Here is a 16,339-nt window from a genome sequence, read left to right as displayed (position 1 = left end):
CGGCTGCCCCACCCACCCCGACACCGACTGCGCCTGCCCGGTGGCCGGTCCGCCGCCGGGGACCGACGCCTACACCCCCACCGCCCGGCAACGGGCGTTCGTCACCACCCGGGACCGGCGCTGCCGGTTCCCCAACTGCGGGCAACGCGTCGGCTGGGCCGACCTGGACCATGTCGTCAGCGCCGCGTGCGGCGGGGCGACCGACTGCGCCAACCTGTGCTGCCTGTGCCGTTCCCACCACCGGCTGAAGACCTTCGCGGCGGGCTGGCGGTTCACCATCACCCCCGACGGGGTCCTGCAGGTCACCACCCCCTCGGGCGTCACCCGCACCACAAGGCCACCAGGCATGCGACCCCCACCGGCGCCACAGCAACCTCCACTGCCGGACGATGAGCCTCCGCCCTTCTAACCTGGCGGGGCGGGCCTGTCGTCCGCCCTGACATCGTCGTCGTCCGGGAGTCGCTGTGCCGTCGCTGATCCTGTCCCCCCGTGACCTCGAGTTCCTGCTGCACGAGTGGCTCGACGTCGAGACGCTGACCAAGCGGCCGCGCTATGCCGAGCACTCGCGGGAGACGTTCGACGCCGTCCTCGAGCTGGCCGAGCAGATCGCCACCGAGCACTTCGCGCCGCACAACCGGAAGGCCGACGAGAACGAGCCACACCTCGTCGACGGCAAGGTGCGACTGGTCCCCGAGGTCGCCGCGGCGCTGAAGGTGTTCGCCGACGCGGGGATGAACGCCGCGCCGCTGCCCGAGGAGCTGGGCGGACTCCAGCTGCCGGCGGCGGTCAACCAGGCCGTGCACGTGTGGTTCCAGGCCGCCAACATCGGGACGTCGGCCTATCCGTTCCTCACCATGGCCAACGCGAACCTGCTGGTCGCGCACGGGACGCCGGAGCAGGTGCAGACCTATGTGCCGCCGATGGCCGAGGGCCGCTGGTTCGGCACGATGGCGCTGTCCGAGCCGCAGGCCGGCTCCTCGCTCGCCGACATCACCACCCGCGCCGTGCCCCAGGACGACGGCAGCTACCGGCTGACCGGCAACAAGATGTGGATCTCCGGCGGCGACCACGAGCTGACCGAGAACATCGTCCACCTGGTGCTGGCCAAGGTGCCCGGTGGGCCGGCCGGGGTGAAGGGCATCTCGCTCTTCGTCGTCCCGAAGTTCCTGGTCAACGACGACGGCACCCTCGGCGAGCGCAACGACGTCGTCCTCGCCGGGCTCAACCACAAGATGGGCTACCGGGGGACGACGAACACCCTGCTGAACTTCGGCGAGGGCGTGCACACCCCCGGCGGGCAGGCCGGCGCGGTCGGCTTCCTGGTCGGCGAGCTGCACCGCGGGCTCAGCTACATGTTCCACATGATGAACGAGGCCCGGATCGGCGTCGGGATGGGCGCCACCGGGCTGGGCTACACCGGCTACCTGCACGCCGTCGACTACGCCCGCACCCGCACCCAGGGCCGGGCGCTCGCCGGCAAGGACCCCGCCGCCCCGCCGGTGCCGATCGTCGAGCACGCCGACGTCCGGCGGATGCTGCTGGCCGCGAAGTCCTACGTCGAGGGCGGTCTGGCCCTCGGGCTCTACTGCGCCCGGCTGGTCGACGAGGAGCGCACGGCCGAGACCGAGGAGGAGCGGGCACGGGCGCACCTGCTGCTCGAGACGCTGACCCCGATCGCCAAGAGCTGGCCCTCGCAGTGGTGCCTGGTGGCGAACGACCTGGCCATCCAGGTCCACGGCGGCTACGGGTACACCCGCGACTACCCGGTCGAGCAGTTCTACCGGGACAACCGGCTCAACCCGATCCACGAGGGCACCCACGGCATCCAGGCGCTGGACCTGCTCGGCCGCAAGGTCGTGATGAACGGCGGCGCCGGGCTGGCCGCGCTCGGCGAGGCGATCAGCGCCACCACGCAGCGGGCCGCCGGGACGCAGTGGGCCGACCTCGCCGAGACCCTGGACGACCTGGTGCAGCGCCTCGGCGCGGTGACCGCGGCGCTGTGGGCCGGTGGGGACCCGGAGGTCGCGCTGGCCAACGCGGCGGTCTACCTCGAGGCGGCCGGGCACGTGGTCGTCGGCTGGCTGTGGCTGGAGCAGGCCCTCGCCGCCGAGGGTCGGGACGGCGACTTCTACGACGGCAAGCGGCAGGCCGCCCGGTACTTCCAGCGCTGGGAGCTGCCCAGGGTGGGTCCGCAGCTGGCACTGCTGGCGTCGCTGGACGGGACGGTCCGCGAGATGCGCAGCGACTGGTTCTGAGGACGCGGACCGCTTCCCGAACGACGACGACGGCGGCCCCCCGAGGGGAGCCGCCGTCGTCGGCAGTTGAAGGACCCCACTACCCCCCACCACTCGCGAGCTCGCGGCGGGATCCTGCAGTGGGGCCGGCAGTGCTAGAGGACGGCGGTCGCCGTCGCGCGGGCCGCCTCGACGCCGGCGCTCCGGGTCCGGGGGGCCGATGCTGCCCGCTTCTCCGCCTCGTACCGCGCCGTGGACTGCGTGCCCATCGCGATCACCAGCGCGGTCAGCACCAGGAAGCCCAGCAGAGCCAGCGTCGGCCACATCACCATCAAGTGCTCCAAGTCGATCTCGGGGTCCGCCGCGGGGGAAGTCGGCGGCTCTCGTCCAGGTCTTTCTTCCCAGTCCGACACGCAGTCAATCCCGCACGGAGTGACTCTTCAGGTGAACAGTGTGTGACGGCCGTCGCCCTCGGTTGTGCGGAACGGACCGTTACCCATCTGCCACCGAGAGCAGGCGTGGAGACGGTCGGCTCGGGGCACCTCCTCGGGAGACCCGCCCGCGCCAGACCCACCGGAGGCCCCGCATGGCCGGAGCAAGCGCACCCGACGCCCGCGACAGCGGGCGCGGCGGCACCGCGCAGGACAGCGCCCCAGGGGACGACAACATCAGCCGGGAGCGCGCGGACTACGCCCCGACCGGCGCCGACCCGAAGCCCACCACGGGCGGCACGATCAAGCGGACCCTCAAGGAGTTCAGCGAGGACGGCCTGACCGACTGGGCGGCCTCCCTGACCTACTACGGCGTGCTCGCGCTGTTCCCCGCCCTGACGGCGCTGCTGTCGATCGTCGGGCTGCTCACCAACCCGCAGCAGCTCACCGAGGCGATCACGGCGGTCGTGCCGGCGCAGGCAGCCGACACCCTCAACCCGGTCATCGAGCAGATCGCCGGCAGCTCGAAGTCCGCGAGCCTCGGCCTGATCATCGGTGTCGCCGCGGCCGTCTGGTCCGCCTCGGGCTACGTCGGTGCGTTCACCCGCGCGGCCAACGTCGTCTACGAGACGCCCGAGGGTCGCAAGGTCTGGAAGCTCAAGCCGCTGCAGCTGCTCATCACCCTGATCGGCATCCTGTTCGCCGCCCTGATCCTGGCGATGCTGGTGCTCAGCGGTCCGGTCGTCGACGCCATCGGTCAGTCCATCGGCCTGGGGGACACGGTGCTCAACATCTGGAGCTGGGCCAAGTGGCCGGTCATCCTGGTGCTGCTGGCGCTGATGATCGCGGTGCTCTACTACTCGACCCCGAACGTCCGGCTGCGCGGCTTCTCCTTCATCAGCCCCGGGGCCGTCGTCGCCATCCTGGTGGCGGTCGTCGCCTCGGCGCTGTTCGCCTTCTACGTCGGCAACTTCGGCAGCTACAACAAGACCTACGGGGCGCTCGCCGGTGTGGTGATCTTCCTGATCTGGTTCTGGCTGATCAACCTCGCCCTGCTGTTCGGCATCGAGCTCAACGCCGAGATCGAGCGGACCAAGGAGCTGAAGGAGGGCGTGCCGCGCGCCGAGAAGGAGATCCAGCTCGACGCCCGGGCCACGCCCAAGGACAAGCAGACGACCTGACCCTGGTCGCCCGACGACGGGCCCGGCTCCTGCGGGAGCCGGGCCCGTCGTGCGTCAGTCGGTCGGCCGCCGCATGGACCACATCTGGGCGGGCCGCTCGAACTGGGTGGCGATCTCCCAGCTGACCCCGGGTGGACCGGTCTCCTTGCGGAAGTTGGCGACCGTCACGCGGGCCAGGGCGGGGTCCTGGGCCACCCGGGTGGCCAGCTCCAGCGCACGGGCGTCGACGGCGTCGTCGTCGAGGGTCTCCCACGCCAGTCCCAGCCGTACCGCCGTCTCGCCGTCGACCTCCTCGCCGAACAGCGCCATCGCCGCGGCGGCCTCCCGACCGACCAGCCGGGACAGCAGCACGAAGTGGCCGCCGCCCGGGTGGAGGCCGCGCTTGAGGAACCCGCAGATCAGCCGGACGTCGCGGGCGACGACTCGCAGGTCCGCGGCGAGCAGCATGTTCATCCCCGCACCGACAGCGGAGCCGCGCACCGCCGCGATCGTGGGGGCCTTGACCTGCCCGAGCCGGTAGAACGAGTCGTAGATCGCGCCCATCCCGGCGTAGGCCTCCGGCGCGGCCGGGTCCCGGCCGGCGTCGGTCAGGGTCTGCACGTCACCGCCGGCGCAGAAGGACCTGCCCTCCGCCCGGACCACCAGCGCGCCGACGTCGTCCCGGGCGTCGACCTCGTCGAAGGTGGCGATCAGCTCGCCGGCCATCGCCGGGGTCAGCGCGTTGCGCCGCTGCGGTGCGTTGAGGGTGACGACGGCGACGCCGTCGGTCACCTCGAGCAGGACCTCACCTGAGCTGCCGGACATGCGACTCCCTCGCGGTCGGAGCCGGCGGCGGTGCCGGCCCGTGTCCCTGCGATCAGACCACGGGCACCGTCAGAAGACGCCGTGGGCGGAGGCGGTGACAGCCGCGCCGCCCCGGTGGTTCCATGGTCAGGTCCGAGACCGTGCACGGGGGACGACCGCACGGGAGACACCGTGGACCGCATCTCCGCGTCCCCCCGGACGCCGACCGCTCGTGACCAGGACGAGCCGGTGCGCACGCTGCGGCCGGAGATGCGCGCGCTGCTCGCCGTCTTCTGCGTGCTGACCGCGCTGGCCACGATCGCCCTGTTCGTCCTCTCGTCCGCCACCGACGACTTCTTCGCCTGGACCATCGAGCCACCGCTGACCGCCGCGCTCATGGGCGCCGGCTACGCCGCGGGGTTCCTGCTGGTGGCCCTCTCGCTGCGCGACCCGGTCTGGGCGCACAGCCGATTGCCGGTGCTCACCATCCTGGCGTTCACCGTGATCACGCTGATCGCGACCCTGGTGCACCTGGACCGGTTCCACCTGCAGCCGGAGTTCGCCTCGTCGCCCCTCATCGCCCGGGCGGCGGCCTGGTTCTGGTTGACCGTCTACGTCCTGATCCCGGTGGCGATGCTGGTCTCGGTGGTCCTGCAGGAACGGGCGCCGGGCCGCGACCCGCTCCCCGGGCACCCGGTGCCGGTCGTGCTGCGCACGGCGCTGGCCGTGGAGTCGGCGGCGCTGCTCGTCACCGGTGTCGCACTGGCGATCGCGCCGTCCACCGCGCCGACCCTGTGGCCCTGGCCGCTGACCCCGCTCACCGCCCGGGTGGTCGCCGCCTGGCTGATCGCCTTCGGGGTGGCGACGGCGCTCGCCGCGTTCGCCGGTGACCTGGCCCGGCTGCGCACCTCGGCGATCGCGTACACCGTCTTCGGCGTGCTCACGCTGGTCGCGGTGGCCCGGTACACGGACACCCTCGACTGGGACGGCGTCCCGGCCTGGGTGTTCCTCGCGGTCACCGTCGCGATCGTGGCCACCGGGGCGGCGGGGTGGCGGATCGCCCCGGTACCCGAGCCAGCCGGCCGCCCCAGCGCGGCGCGCTGACGTCCCGGCCGGGTCAGCGGCTGGTCGGCGGCTGGTCCCCGCGACGGGACAGCGGGACCCGCTCGACCCACCCGGCAACGGCGGCCAGCCCGCGGCTGACCGCCTGACCGGCCGGCGCGAGCCGCTCGGGCGCGTGCTGCACGCCGGCGTCGACGAGGTCGCGGGAGCGGTCGAGCAGGCTCAGCGGCAGGCCGGAGACCGCGTTGCCCGGCGGACGACGGGAGACCGTCGGGTGCGCCCGGGTCGGCGAGACGCGACGGGCCACCTCCCACTGCAGGCCGAGCCGGCGCAGCGCCTTGGCGTCCAGGGCCTCCTGCAGCCGCGGGAACATCACGTCCTCCTCGTCCCGCACGTCCTCCTTGAGCACGGTCACCAGGCGGGCCAGCCGCTCGGGACGGCGGGGGTCGTCGTGCCCCAGGGTCTCGAGCTCGGCGACGAGCTCGTTCACCTCCTGGTGCTCCTCCTCGACCTGCAGCGTGAGGGCCTCGCCGTCCGGCAGCACGCGGCGGATGACCGGCCACAGCACGGTCTCCTCGGCGAAGGCGTGGCTGAAGACCAGCCGGTCGATCCTGCGCAGCACCTGCTCCTGCGCGGTGCCGGTGCTGCCGTCGAGCTCCTGCAGCAGCCGGTCGAGCTCCATGTGGTCGTTGCGCTGGCGGACGAACACGCTGCCGGGGCCACCGAGCTCGGAGACGGTCTGGTCGGCGATCGAGCGGGACATCGTCGCTCCTGGGTCGTGGTGCGGCGCCGTGCTGTTCGACGCCCGCATCCCCTTCCCCGGACGGGTCCGTCCCATTCCTCAGTCGCCGGCCGGCCCGTGCATCGCGGCCAGCAGCCGGCGGAGCACGGCCCGGGCCTGGTCGAGCTCGGCCGGGCTGACCGCCGCGCGTCCCAGCAGCGCCGCCCGGTCGGCGTCGGACCGGCGCACGAGCCGATCGAGGGTCGACGCCCCCGCGGCGGTGAGGGCCACGAGCGGCGCCCGGACGTGGTCGGGGTTGGGCCGCAGCTCGGCCTGTCCCGCGGCGACCAGGTCGTCGACCACGCGCTGCACGCTCTGCCGTGCCAGCCCGAGACGACGGGAGGCGCTCGCCACGGTGCGCGGGCCGTCGGACACGACGCTGAGGACGTGCCAGCGCGCGGCGGACTGGTCGACCTCCCGGGCCAGCACCTCACTGGTGCGCCGGGACTCCCCCGCGAGCTCGTAGACGTCGGCGATCAGCAGCCGGTAGGCGTCGAGGTCGGCAGTGCTCATGGTTGACAGCATACTGTCGAACGCGCAGGCTGCTGTCATCAACTCGGCGATGGAGGCGACCATGATCCTGCGACTGTGGCGGGGCTTCACCGACCCCGACCTGTCCGCGGCCTACGAGGAGCTGCTGACCGGCCGGATCGCGCCCGCGATCATGACGCGGGGCGTCCCCGGCCTGCACGACCTGACCGTGCTGCGCCGGCACCCGGTGGAGCTCGACCCGGCCGAGGGCGGCGAGGTGCTGACCGCGATGACGTTCACCGACATGGACGCGGTGGCGGCCTTCACCGGCGGCGATCCGCGCACCTCCGTCGTCCCGCCGGCGGCCCGGGCGCTGCTGGCGCGGTTCGACGAGCACTCCCAGCACTACACGACCGTGCGGCGCTTCAGCAGCTGACCGCCCTGTCGAACCCCTCGGCGACACTGGCGGGGTGAACCGCGTCGTCCTCGTGCGCTCCGGTGAGGGCTCGGTGCGGGCGCACGAGCTCGACGAGGACGGCGTCGTCGTCACGGTCACCCCGGTGCCGCGCACCGAGCTGGCCGGCTTCGTCCGGGCCCGGGAGTCCGCCCCGGTGCGCTGGGTCTGGGACGACACGACCCGGTGGTACCCGGAGCTGCTGGACGCCGGGGTCCGGGTGGAGCGCTGCACCCACCTGCGGCTGAGCTCTGCCGTGCTGCGCCGGTCCCCCTTCGTCGACCGGTCGCTCGTGCAGAGCGCCGACGCCGCCGGGTGGGCGGCACTCGAGCCGGTGGTGCCGTCCGACCCGGCCCTCTTCGCGCTCGAGGACCCCGCGGACCGGCTGGACCCGCTCGCCGAGCACGAGCGGCAGCTGGCGGCGGTGGCGGCGTCCCCGCACCGCGGGCGGCTGGGCCTGCTGCTGGCAGCCGAGTCCTCCGGGGCGCTGGTCGCCGCCGAGATGACGCACGCCGGGCTGCCGTGGCGCGCCGACGTCCACGACCGGCTGCTGGCCGAGCTGCTGGGGCCACGGCCGGTCAACGGCCACCGCCCGGCCGCGCTGGAGCGGCTGCTGCCGGAGATCCGCGCCGCCTTCCGGGCGCCCGAGCTGAACCCGGACTCCCCTCCCGGGTTGCTGCGCGCGCTGCAGGACGCGGGCCTGCCGGTGTCCGACACCCGGTCCTGGACGCTCGAGCAGCTGGAGCACCCCGGCATCGCGCCCCTGCTCGAGTACAGGAAGCTGGGCCGGCTGCTCGCCGCCAACGGCTGGAACTGGCTGGACACCTGGGTGCGCGACGGCCGGTTCCGGTCCTGGTTCCTGCCCGGCGGGGTGGTCACCGGCCGGTGGGCGTCCAACGGCGGCGGCGCGCTGTCGGTGCCGCTGCAGATCCGGCCTGCGGCGATCGCCGACGAGGGCTGGCGGTTCGTCGTCGCCGACGTCGCGCAGCTCGAGCCGCGGGTGCTCGCCGGGATGAGCGCGGACACCGCGATGGCCGAGGCGGCGCGGGCGTCGGACCTCTACCAGGGGATGGTGGCCAGCGGTGCGGTGGCGACCCGGGCCGAGGCCAAGGTCGGGATGCTCGGCGCCATGTACGGCGGCACCGCGGGGAGAGCGGGCGGATGATGCCCCGGCTGACCCGCCGGTACCCCCGGGCGATCGGCCTGGTCGAGGAGGCCGCCCGTGCCGGCGAGCGTGGCGAGGTGGTGCACACCCTGCTGGGCCGCGGCTCCCCGGTGCCGACCGGGGAGTGGGCCGAGCAGGCGGTCGAGCTCGGCGAGCCGGCCGACGAGGGCGGCTCACGGGAGGACCGGGACCGGCACCGCCGCGCGTGGGGCCGCTTCACCCGGAACTTCGTCGTCCAGGGCACGGGGGCGGAGTGGGCGCTGTGCTGGCTGGCCGACCTCCGCAACCGGCTCTGGCGCCTCGGCGACGGCGGCACCGTCGGCGACCGGCCGCACCTGGTGTTCTTCCTGCACGACGAGGTGCTGGTGCACACCCCCGCCGAGCTGGCCGACGCCGTCTGCGCGGAGGTCCGGGCGGCCGCGGCGGAGGCCGGTCGGCTGCTGTTCGGCGGGTTCCCCGTCGACTTCCCGCTCGACGTCTCCGTCGTGCGGTCGTGGGCCGACGCCGGCTGAGCACCCGCACGACGGCCGTGCACGCCGGGTCGGCAGAAAGGTCGCGTCCTGTTGTCTGGGGTGGCCACCCCTGCACCCAGCGTCGCGCTGGACGACCAGCTCTGCTTCGCGCTCTACAGCGCCTCGCGAGCGGTGACGGCCCGCCACCGCCCGATGCTGGACCGGCTGGGCCTGACCTACCCGCAGTTCCTGGTCCTGATGACGCTCTGGGAGCACGACGACCAGAGCGTCCGCGAGATCAGCGAGCGTCTCGACCTGGACTCCGGCACCATGTCGCCGCTGCTCGAGCGGCTCGACGCGGCCGGGCTGGTCACCCGGGAGCGGAGCGCGGTGGACGAGCGTCAGGTGCGGGTCCGGCTCACCGACGCCGGCCGGGCGCTGGAGCAGCCCGCGTGCGGCGTCTCGGCGATGATCGGTGCGCTGGACCTCGACGTCCAGGAGTTCGCCGCTCCCAGGCGGCAGCTGGAGGAGATCACCCAGCGGGTGAGCGGCAGCACCCGCTGACCCGCCGGGCCCCCACTCCCCGTGGGGGCCCGGCCGTTCCTCAGTCGAGGGTGACCAGCCAGCAGCCGGACTCGCCGTAGGGCTCGACCTCGAAGCCCAACTGGCTCAGGCACCCGCCGATCGCGGCGTTCATCGTGCGCTGCAGGGCGGCGTGCACGGAGGGGCCGTGCACCTGGTCGTTGGCCATCCGGGCGTGCTGGTGCCAGCTGACCAGGACACCGGGGCGCCCGGGCTCCGGGGTCAGGCACACCCCGCCGGCCGGCTCGTCGCCCGCGCAGTCGTGCAGCGCGAGGCCGGCCTCGACCAGTCCTCCGGCCACCTCGACCACCAGCGTCACGAGCTCGTCCTCGTCGGCCAGCGGCCCGTCCCACTCGGCCGGCAGCCGGTCGAGCTGGTCGCCGAGGTCGCTCAGCCAGACCCGCTCCTCCTCCGACTGCCGGCGGACCACCCGGCCGTCGGCGTGCAGCACCCCGTGCACCGTCCGTCCGGACTCCGCCAGGCCACCGGAGAGCGCCGCCCAGTCCGCCTCGATCCGGTCGCGGAACGGACCCGCGACCACCCGCTCGCCCGACCCGTCGTCCGGGTCGTCGACCAGCCACCACGCCGGCGGGGTGCCCTGCCCGGCGACCCGCTTCCCGGCCGGGTGCGCCGAGACGCTCACCGCGACCGCCTGCGCCTCCTCGGTCGCCGCGGTGGCCGACGCCGACCGCTCAGCCTCCAGCGGACCCGCTGCGCCACCGGAGGCGGCGCCCGCGCCGACCCCGGCCGGGACGGCGGCCCGCTGCCGCTGCGCCTGCACCTGGTTGCGCTCGAACTCGTACTGCGCGGTCGAACTGGTGGCGAGCGCGATGACGATCGCGGCCAGCACGACGAAACCCACCACCGCGACCACCGGCCAGACGATCATGACCGCACCGCCGGCACTGCGGTGCGGACGGGACGGCCGCCGAACGTGCCGGCCGGGCCCGGGACGGCACCCCAGCGGGCCGCCCGCCGGGACGAGTCCCGCCACCACATGAGCAGCCGGGCACCGGAGGACCGGAGCGAGGGCCGCACCGGGGGCAGGGCGGGCTCCTCGGTGCCGAACAGCTCGAGCAGCTCGGCGAGGCCCAGCTCGTCGGCGGGCGGGAGCGGGTGCGGGTGGGACGACGACGGGCTGTGCGCCACGTCTGCAGGCGTGTTCACGGGGACTCCTCGGACGGTCCGTCGCGGCTGGGGAAGTGCCGCGGACGTGACGGAAACGTAGGACGCGGCGGCGTACGCACCGCCCGTCCGGACACGTCATCCGGAGCCCCGTCACCGAATCGTTGCGCCGGCCCCGCTCCGGGTCGATGACCCGCCTCCCGACGGCACCCTTGTCGACATCCGCGCAGCTCCGAGCCCGGTTTTCCGCCAGATGACGCTCGATGACCCCGTCGGCGCGACCGGCGCCGGAGTGTCGGGAGGGCCCGAGCACGGGGTCGTCGCGGTGGCCCCGTGAGGATCGGGACCACGACCCGCGGATCGCGAACTCGGACGACGCGACGGCGCCAGGGCGCCCGCTCTCCCGACGAGGTGCTCCGTGTCCGTGGTCCATGATCTGCACCGGCGCTGCAGCCGCGGCGATCGGTCGTCGGTGATCGGAGATCACCCCTGCGGGTTGGCGAGGATCCAGGTGGCGCGTGGTGGGGCCGATGGCGGTGGAGTGATCGTGCCGAGTGTCCCCTCGTCGTGCGCGGCCGGTGTACCTGTGGGCGGTCCGCGACGGGCATCGACGGTTCCGGTGCAGGGAAGGCTGTGAGGAGGTCTCGCTCGGTGCGACGACCGGCTGATGCGGACGCCCACCAGTTGCGACGGCTCCTGGCGGAGACCTCGCGCCTCGAGCGCCTGCAAGCCACCCTGCTCGACAACATCGTGGAGGGCGTCCTCCTGCAGGACCCCAGCGGCCGCGTGATCACCAGCAACTCGGCTGCTCGCCACGTCCTGGGCCTCAGCGCGGACCAGCTGCACGGTCACGCGCTCCACGAGCTGCGTTCCGCGTTGCGCCCGGACGGCACGCCGTGGCCGGCGGAGCAGCGGCCCACCGCGGCCACCGTCCGCGCCGGCGCCGGGATCCGCGGCCGGATCGTCGGCGTCCACGTCGGCGGCGAGCTCACGTGGCTGTCACTGAACACCGACCCGGTGCTGGCCCCCTCCGGTGAGGTCGAGTACGTCGTCTCATCGATCCGCGACGTCACCCGAGAACACGCCGCCGAGCTGGCGGAACAACATGCTGCCCGTGCGCGGCGGGAGCGGGTGGAGCAGCTCCTCCGCGACGGTGGGCCGAGCGTGGTGGTCCAGCCGATCGTGGAGCTGGCCACCGGACGAGCTGTGGGGGTGGAGGCGCTGTCCCGCTTCCCCGTGCACGTCGACCAGGGACCGGAGGAGTGGTTCGCCGACGCCGCCGCTGTCGGCCTGGGAGTGGACCTCGAACTCGCGGCCATCGAGAAGGCCCTGGACACCCTGGGGCGACTGCCCCGGGACCTCTACCTGTCGCTCAACGCCTCCCCGGCGACCCTCGCCTCGCCGCGACTGGCCGAGATGCTCACCGCGGCCCCCACCGAGCGGCTGGTGCTCGAGTTGACCGAGCACGTCGCGGTCGCCGACTACGACGGCCTCTCCGCTCCGCTGGACCGGCTGCGCCGGACGGGGGTCCGCCTCGCGGTCGACGACGCCGGCTCCGGGTTCGCGTCCTTGCAGCACGTCCTCAACCTCGCCCCGGACACCATCAAGCTGGACCGTGCCCTGGTACGCGACGTCGACACCGACCCCGCCCGGGCCTCCCTCGTGGTCAGCCTCGTCCTGTTCGCCGACCGGATCGGCGCCAACCTGGTCGCCGAGGGGATCGAGAACTCCCAGGAACGAGCCGCCCTGCACAGCCTGGGGGTCCGCTACGGCCAGGGCTTCCACCTGGGGGCCCCTCGTGCCGTCACGGTGCTGGACGACTCGCTGCGACGTCCCGTGGAAGCCAGCGACGTGCTCACCTAGGAACCAGCCGGCACCGCACCCGGCTCTGAAACCGGCGGAGCGGTCGCAAGGGCTCGCCGCGCAGGAGGCCGCTGGCAGTCGTGTGGCGCCACCGCCGGCCAGCCGCCCGCGCAGCGGCAAGGCCGGGGACCAACGCGGTGGGCCCCGTGGGGATCGAACCCACAACCCGCGGATTAAAAGTCGACCGTCACCTTACGTAGCTTGTTCTACCGGGTATTCGCTTCTGACCAGCGTAGTCACTCGAATTCGACCGCGCTGTTGACCTTCACCAGCTGTCACTAACCGTAGTTTTCGGGGAGTAAAATGGGGGTAAAGTGGGGGCGCATGGGACGTCCTCCGCTGGCTCTGGGCACCGCTGGCGCCATCCGCTGCTACCGCACCGGCGGTGGCTTTCGTGCGCGGGCCCTGACCCGGGACCATGACGGCCAGGTCCGCACCGTCGAGCGGAACGGCCGCACCAAGAGTGCCGCCGAGACCGCACTGAAGTTGGCTCTGCGAGACCGCGCGCAGATCACTGCTCGCGGCCACATCACGGCCGGCAGCCGGGTCTCGGCGCTGGCAGACGCCTGGTACGACGGCCTGGCCGACCTCTCTCCGGTCACCATGGAGGCATACCGCCGTCGGCTGGATGCGCAGATCCTGCCCGGGCTGGGCCAGCTCCGGGTTCGGGAGCTCAGCGTCGGCGTCGTGGACCGGCATCTGCGGCTGATCGCCACCAACCACGGAGTGGCCACCGCCCGGATGTGCCGCTCGGTGCTGTCGGGCATGTGCACGCTGGCCGCCCGCCACGACGCACTGCAGTCAAACCCCGTGCGCGCCCTCGGCTCGCTGACCAGCAGACCTCGGAAAGGGCCGCGGGCTCTGACCGTGCCGCAACTGCGTCAGATTCGGGCAGCACTCTCCTACGACGACCGGGCCATCGCCCGCGACCTCCCCGACCTGGTCAGCTTCCTGATGGCGACCGGACTGCGGATCGGTGAGGCTTGCGGCCTGACGTGGAGCGCCGTGAACCTCGAGGCCGGAACGGTCGACGTGCGCGCGGCCGTCGTACGGGTCAAAGGTCAGGGCCTGGTCGTCAAGAAGACCAAGACTGACACCGGCGCCAGGACCCTCGTGCTGCCCCAGTGGTGCGTGACGATGCTGCACGACCGAGCCGCCCAGGGCCAGCCCCTCGAGGAGAGTGGTCCCGTGTTCCCCGCTCCGCTGGGCGGCTGGCGAGACCCCTCCAACACCCAGGCGGACCTCCGCGACGCTTTCGCCGCGGCTGGCTTCGACTGGGTCACCTCCTACGTCTTCCGCAAGACCGTTGCCACATTGATGGACCAAGCAGGCTTGTCCTCCCGCGCGGCGGCCGACCAGCTCGGCCACGCCAACACCTCGATGACCACTGACGTCTACTTCGGCCGCAAGGTTCCGGCCACCGGCGCCGCCGCTGTCCTCGAAGCGCTGAACCCCGTGCCGTAGCTCCGCAGGTCCGCCCATCGCCTACAGGACAAAGTCAAGGTGGCCGCCGCAACGGCTCGCGCCTGAGGCCTTGGGCCGCGACGCCCTGCTTTCCCCCACGACTCGGCTCGAGCCGCCGCCCTCACTGACGAGCAGGTCGCGCTTGTCGATCGCGAGGAGCCCTGTGGCCAGCCCCCGGCTGGCAGTGAGGGCGGCAGACCAGCGGGTTTCAAGTTCTCTCAGCGCCATTCTTGGAGCTGCCCGTTTTCGCATATGCGCTGGTCAGCGGACCAGTCGGTTCACTCCTGTTGACTCCGATTGTCCGCTTCGTGCCCGTCGTACGGGCACGTAGCGGGCACGGCCAAGCACCTGACAGCCGGCGGTTGAGGCAGCTGATGTGGTGCTGACCCGGCGACGCAGTCGGGGTGTCCCTGAAGGCGGCCTTAGAGACGACTGGCGGTGCCGCCCAGGCTTGGAAGACGCTGTGACCGGTGTACTTGTCGGCGCTACGCCGCAGTCGTGAAGGGGCCCGCAGCGGCTGGGTCCGAGAACTCAGCCGATCGGGCAGGGGATGTCCGACAACGATCTTTCTAGAAACAGCAACTGTTGAGCGAAAGCATGCGTTGATTCCAAGTTCCGCACAGTCGCCGGTAGATCGCGAATATCATTGACCAAGGCGAGCCCTCTGTTAACCGTAATCGGTAGGTCATGATGAGAGCGTTGAGGCGAAACGCTATCCACCTGAGCCAGTTCACATAGAGCGCTGACACACTCGACCGAGAAAGCTTTGAGAGACTTCGCCCATAGAGTGTCAGGTCGATCGGAGGAAAGCAGGCTGCGCAGATCGCCCATGGCGCGCAATGCGCGTCGTTGCGCTGCAGGCCACTTTTGTGCAACAGGCGCCAGGGTCGGCTCATCGGCCAGCCATCTATCGAGGAGTCCGGTAGACGCGATCTGGGTGCCCTGTTTCAACAGTTCTTGACCTGCAGCGTTTGTGGCGGCGCCAAAGCCCACAGCGGCCGCCGCGCCTGTGCCCGGAGGGAACACGAGGGCCATGACTCCCGTAGCGAATGCCGCAGGTGCAGCGATCTTTGCCCCCTTGCCAACCGCGCTCCTCAGGCGATGCCATGACGACAAATCTTGGACGCGCCCTTCCCGTTCCCTTGCCTCGATTTCCGCCTCGGTGATCACTCGGCGGAGTCTGTAAGAGAAGAGCGCTAGGTGGTACTGCACACGACGTAGTCGACTCGCGGAGGGCTTTTCGCCGGCCTCGAGTGCGTCTGACAGAGATTGAATAAGCTCCAGCTCAAGGGCTTGGGGTGGCGGCGGTGGCCGGTAACCCATGTAGACTAACAATGCAGACAGGTCCTGATTGAACACCTCCCGTAATTGAGTGGCGCGCTGAGCGCTGGATCGGATAGTGTTTTCTACGAGGCTTGCCCAAAGGGCTTCATCATTCGCGATGGAACCTAAAGTTTCCAAGAGTTGCTGAGCGGCAGGAAGAAGGAATTCCCGCCAGACCTTGTCCGCGGACCCGAATTCAGTGGCCTCTATCGCGCGCAAACCTCGGTCACGAGCCAGACGCAGACGCGCCGCGTGAGAGCTGAAGTCGACATCCCCCTCAGGTTCTGAGCTAGATTCTCGTGGACGTCCGAGCGCATGTGCAAGGTCGCGAAAATCGAACGAACCTGCACTGGCTGCCCTGTGCAGACGGTTGGCGGCTTCATCAAGGCGACCCATCTGCATCAACGACACACTTTGAAAGAGGAGCGCCTCCGCATTTTCGGGGTTGATTTCGAGGGCGCGATCGAAGGTTCGGGCAGCGGCCTCGTAGCGCCCAAGTTGAGACATGGCCCGTCCGAGGCCAGTCCAAGCTTCGTCACTGCCTGGGTCCAGGTTCACTGCGTACTCAAACGCCTGCGCCGATTCTTCAGCGTGACCATCTCGAATCGATCGCCACGCTCGTTCGAGTTGCCGCCGCAGTTCTGTAGGCCCATCGGTTCCGTCGTCACCGTGGTCGGGTTGATTCATGACTTCCCCTGCCCTCAATCAACGTCTCCCTCTGGGTTCGGTGACCCTGGGGTGCTGTCTCTAGTAGCAGAGTGAACGGTAGGGCTGGTTCATCAGACCCGCTAGAAGCTGTCCCAAAGTGGGCCGCTCTGGGACATAAGGCGGCCCATGGGACACCCCGCATTTTGACGTGGGCAGCCGTGCAGCCCGGCGCTTCCAAGCGGGCCTCAGGCGGCCGATCCTCCAGCGCGACCAAGACGCTGATTCCTCGCTACGCTCGGTTGGCGACTCCCAGGCAAGCC

The 16,339-nt window shown here is 71.6% G+C and carries 17 protein-coding genes; 10 read left to right on the top strand and 7 right to left on the bottom strand.

Features of this window, described 5'->3' with window-relative positions:
• The coding region (locus FHL80_RS23175) for an HNH endonuclease signature motif containing protein (protein WP_138735690.1) at positions 1-409 on the top strand (409 nt) is incomplete at its 5' end.
• Between the two features lie 55 nt (positions 410-464).
• Positions 465-2,255: an acyl-CoA dehydrogenase gene (locus tag FHL80_RS23170; RefSeq protein ID WP_138735689.1), complete on the top strand. Its 1,791-nt coding sequence runs from the start codon at positions 465-467 to the stop codon at positions 2,253-2,255.
• A 134-nt stretch (positions 2,256-2,389) separates the two neighbouring features.
• On the opposite strand, the gene FHL80_RS25840 is transcribed toward FHL80_RS23170, so the two are convergent.
• A complete protein-coding gene (locus FHL80_RS25840) occupies positions 2,390-2,566 on the bottom strand; it encodes a hypothetical protein (RefSeq protein WP_216870981.1) in 177 nt (58 codons plus the stop codon).
• Between the two features lie 254 nt (positions 2,567-2,820).
• Between FHL80_RS25840 and FHL80_RS23165 the strand changes: the two genes are divergently transcribed.
• Positions 2,821-3,846, top strand: a complete 1,026-nt coding sequence (locus tag FHL80_RS23165) for a YihY/virulence factor BrkB family protein (protein WP_138735688.1) — start codon at positions 2,821-2,823, stop codon at positions 3,844-3,846.
• A 54-nt stretch (positions 3,847-3,900) separates the two neighbouring features.
• Here FHL80_RS23165 and FHL80_RS23160 read toward each other — a convergent pair whose 3' ends face one another.
• Positions 3,901-4,650: an enoyl-CoA hydratase/isomerase family protein gene (locus tag FHL80_RS23160; protein WP_138735687.1), complete on the bottom strand. Its 750-nt coding sequence runs from the start codon at positions 4,648-4,650 to the stop codon at positions 3,901-3,903.
• 171 nt (positions 4,651-4,821) lie between these two features.
• Here FHL80_RS23160 and FHL80_RS23155 point away from each other — a divergent pair, with 171 nt between their 5' ends.
• The gene (locus FHL80_RS23155) at positions 4,822-5,733 is read left to right on the top strand and encodes a hypothetical protein (RefSeq protein ID WP_138735686.1); all 912 of its coding nucleotides are present in this window, start codon (positions 4,822-4,824) and stop codon (positions 5,731-5,733) included.
• A gap of 13 nt (positions 5,734-5,746) precedes the next feature.
• On the opposite strand, the gene FHL80_RS23150 is transcribed toward FHL80_RS23155, so the two are convergent.
• A complete protein-coding gene (locus FHL80_RS23150) occupies positions 5,747-6,454 on the bottom strand; it encodes a hemerythrin domain-containing protein (RefSeq protein ID WP_138735685.1) in 708 nt (235 codons plus the stop codon).
• A 78-nt stretch (positions 6,455-6,532) separates the two neighbouring features.
• Entirely contained in the window at positions 6,533-6,985 is a 453-nt protein-coding gene (locus tag FHL80_RS23145; RefSeq protein WP_138735684.1) for a MarR family winged helix-turn-helix transcriptional regulator, read from the bottom strand.
• On the opposite strand from FHL80_RS23145, the gene FHL80_RS23140 reads away from it, so the two are divergent.
• From FHL80_RS23140 to FHL80_RS23130, 4 genes are read left to right on the top strand one after another with little or no spacing between them, the layout of a single operon-like run.
• Positions 6,984-7,379: an antibiotic biosynthesis monooxygenase gene (locus FHL80_RS23140; protein ID WP_246078904.1), complete on the top strand. Its 396-nt coding sequence runs from the start codon at positions 6,984-6,986 to the stop codon at positions 7,377-7,379. The two genes, FHL80_RS23145 and FHL80_RS23140, sit on opposite strands and share 2 nt — an antisense overlap.
• A gap of 34 nt (positions 7,380-7,413) precedes the next feature.
• Positions 7,414-8,562 (top strand): bifunctional 3'-5' exonuclease/DNA polymerase, encoded by a 1,149-nt coding sequence (locus FHL80_RS23135; RefSeq protein ID WP_246078903.1) that lies wholly within the window; start codon positions 7,414-7,416, stop codon positions 8,560-8,562.
• On the top strand, positions 8,559-9,074 hold the full coding sequence (locus FHL80_RS26570; protein ID WP_246078902.1) for a DNA polymerase: 516 nt from the start codon (positions 8,559-8,561) through the stop codon (positions 9,072-9,074). The genes FHL80_RS23135 and FHL80_RS26570 overlap by 4 nt, the downstream gene beginning before the upstream one ends.
• Before the next feature lie 60 nt (positions 9,075-9,134).
• Positions 9,135-9,578: a MarR family winged helix-turn-helix transcriptional regulator gene (locus FHL80_RS23130; RefSeq protein ID WP_138735683.1), complete on the top strand. Its 444-nt coding sequence runs from the start codon at positions 9,135-9,137 to the stop codon at positions 9,576-9,578.
• 40 nt (positions 9,579-9,618) lie between these two features.
• On the opposite strand, the gene FHL80_RS23125 is transcribed toward FHL80_RS23130, so the two are convergent.
• Positions 9,619-10,485, bottom strand: coding sequence for a hypothetical protein (locus tag FHL80_RS23125; protein ID WP_138735682.1), 867 nt, complete (start codon positions 10,483-10,485; stop codon positions 9,619-9,621).
• Entirely contained in the window at positions 10,482-10,763 is a 282-nt protein-coding gene (locus FHL80_RS23120; RefSeq protein WP_138735681.1) for a hypothetical protein, read from the bottom strand. Before FHL80_RS23120 ends, FHL80_RS23125 begins: the two co-directional genes overlap by 4 nt.
• A 609-nt stretch (positions 10,764-11,372) precedes the next feature.
• On the opposite strand from FHL80_RS23120, the gene FHL80_RS23115 reads away from it, so the two are divergent.
• Positions 11,373-12,584, top strand: a complete 1,212-nt coding sequence (locus tag FHL80_RS23115) for a sensor domain-containing phosphodiesterase (RefSeq protein ID WP_138735680.1) — start codon at positions 11,373-11,375, stop codon at positions 12,582-12,584.
• 324 nt (positions 12,585-12,908) lie between these two features.
• Positions 12,909-14,048: a site-specific integrase gene (locus FHL80_RS23110; protein WP_138735679.1), complete on the top strand. Its 1,140-nt coding sequence runs from the start codon at positions 12,909-12,911 to the stop codon at positions 14,046-14,048.
• Between the two features lie 531 nt (positions 14,049-14,579).
• Here the strand turns inward: FHL80_RS23110 and FHL80_RS23105 are convergent.
• The gene (locus FHL80_RS23105; protein ID WP_138735678.1) at positions 14,580-16,058 is read right to left on the bottom strand and encodes a tetratricopeptide repeat protein; all 1,479 of its coding nucleotides are present in this window, start codon (positions 16,056-16,058) and stop codon (positions 14,580-14,582) included.
• Between the last annotated feature and the right edge of the window lie 281 nt (positions 16,059-16,339).

The sequence above is a fragment of the Modestobacter excelsi genome (assembly GCF_005930495.1).
GTDB lineage: Bacteria > Actinomycetota > Actinomycetes > Mycobacteriales > Geodermatophilaceae > Modestobacter > Modestobacter excelsi.
Note: the sequence above shows the minus strand (reverse complement) of the source record. Positions and strands in the feature narration are given on the sequence as shown.

Coding starts and splice junctions, on each gene's coding strand:
- FHL80_RS25840 (WP_216870981.1), bottom strand. CDS start 2,566: ATGGTGATGTGGCCGACGCTGGCTCTGCTGGGCTTCCTGGTGCTGACC.
- FHL80_RS23165 (WP_138735688.1), top strand. CDS start 2,821: ATGGCCGGAGCAAGCGCACCCGACGCCCGCGACAGCGGGCGCGGCGGC.
- FHL80_RS23160 (WP_138735687.1), bottom strand. CDS start 4,650: ATGTCCGGCAGCTCAGGTGAGGTCCTGCTCGAGGTGACCGACGGCGTC.
- FHL80_RS23150 (WP_138735685.1), bottom strand. CDS start 6,454: ATGTCCCGCTCGATCGCCGACCAGACCGTCTCCGAGCTCGGTGGCCCC.
- FHL80_RS23140 (WP_246078904.1), top strand. CDS start 6,984: ATGGTTGACAGCATACTGTCGAACGCGCAGGCTGCTGTCATCAACTCG.
- FHL80_RS23145 (WP_138735684.1), bottom strand. CDS start 6,985: ATGAGCACTGCCGACCTCGACGCCTACCGGCTGCTGATCGCCGACGTC.
- FHL80_RS26570 (WP_246078902.1), top strand. CDS start 8,559: ATGATGCCCCGGCTGACCCGCCGGTACCCCCGGGCGATCGGCCTGGTC.
- FHL80_RS23125 (WP_138735682.1), bottom strand. CDS start 10,485: ATGATCGTCTGGCCGGTGGTCGCGGTGGTGGGTTTCGTCGTGCTGGCC.
- FHL80_RS23110 (WP_138735679.1), top strand. CDS start 12,909: ATGGGACGTCCTCCGCTGGCTCTGGGCACCGCTGGCGCCATCCGCTGC.
- FHL80_RS23105 (WP_138735678.1), bottom strand. CDS start 16,058: ATGAATCAACCCGACCACGGTGACGACGGAACCGATGGGCCTACAGAA.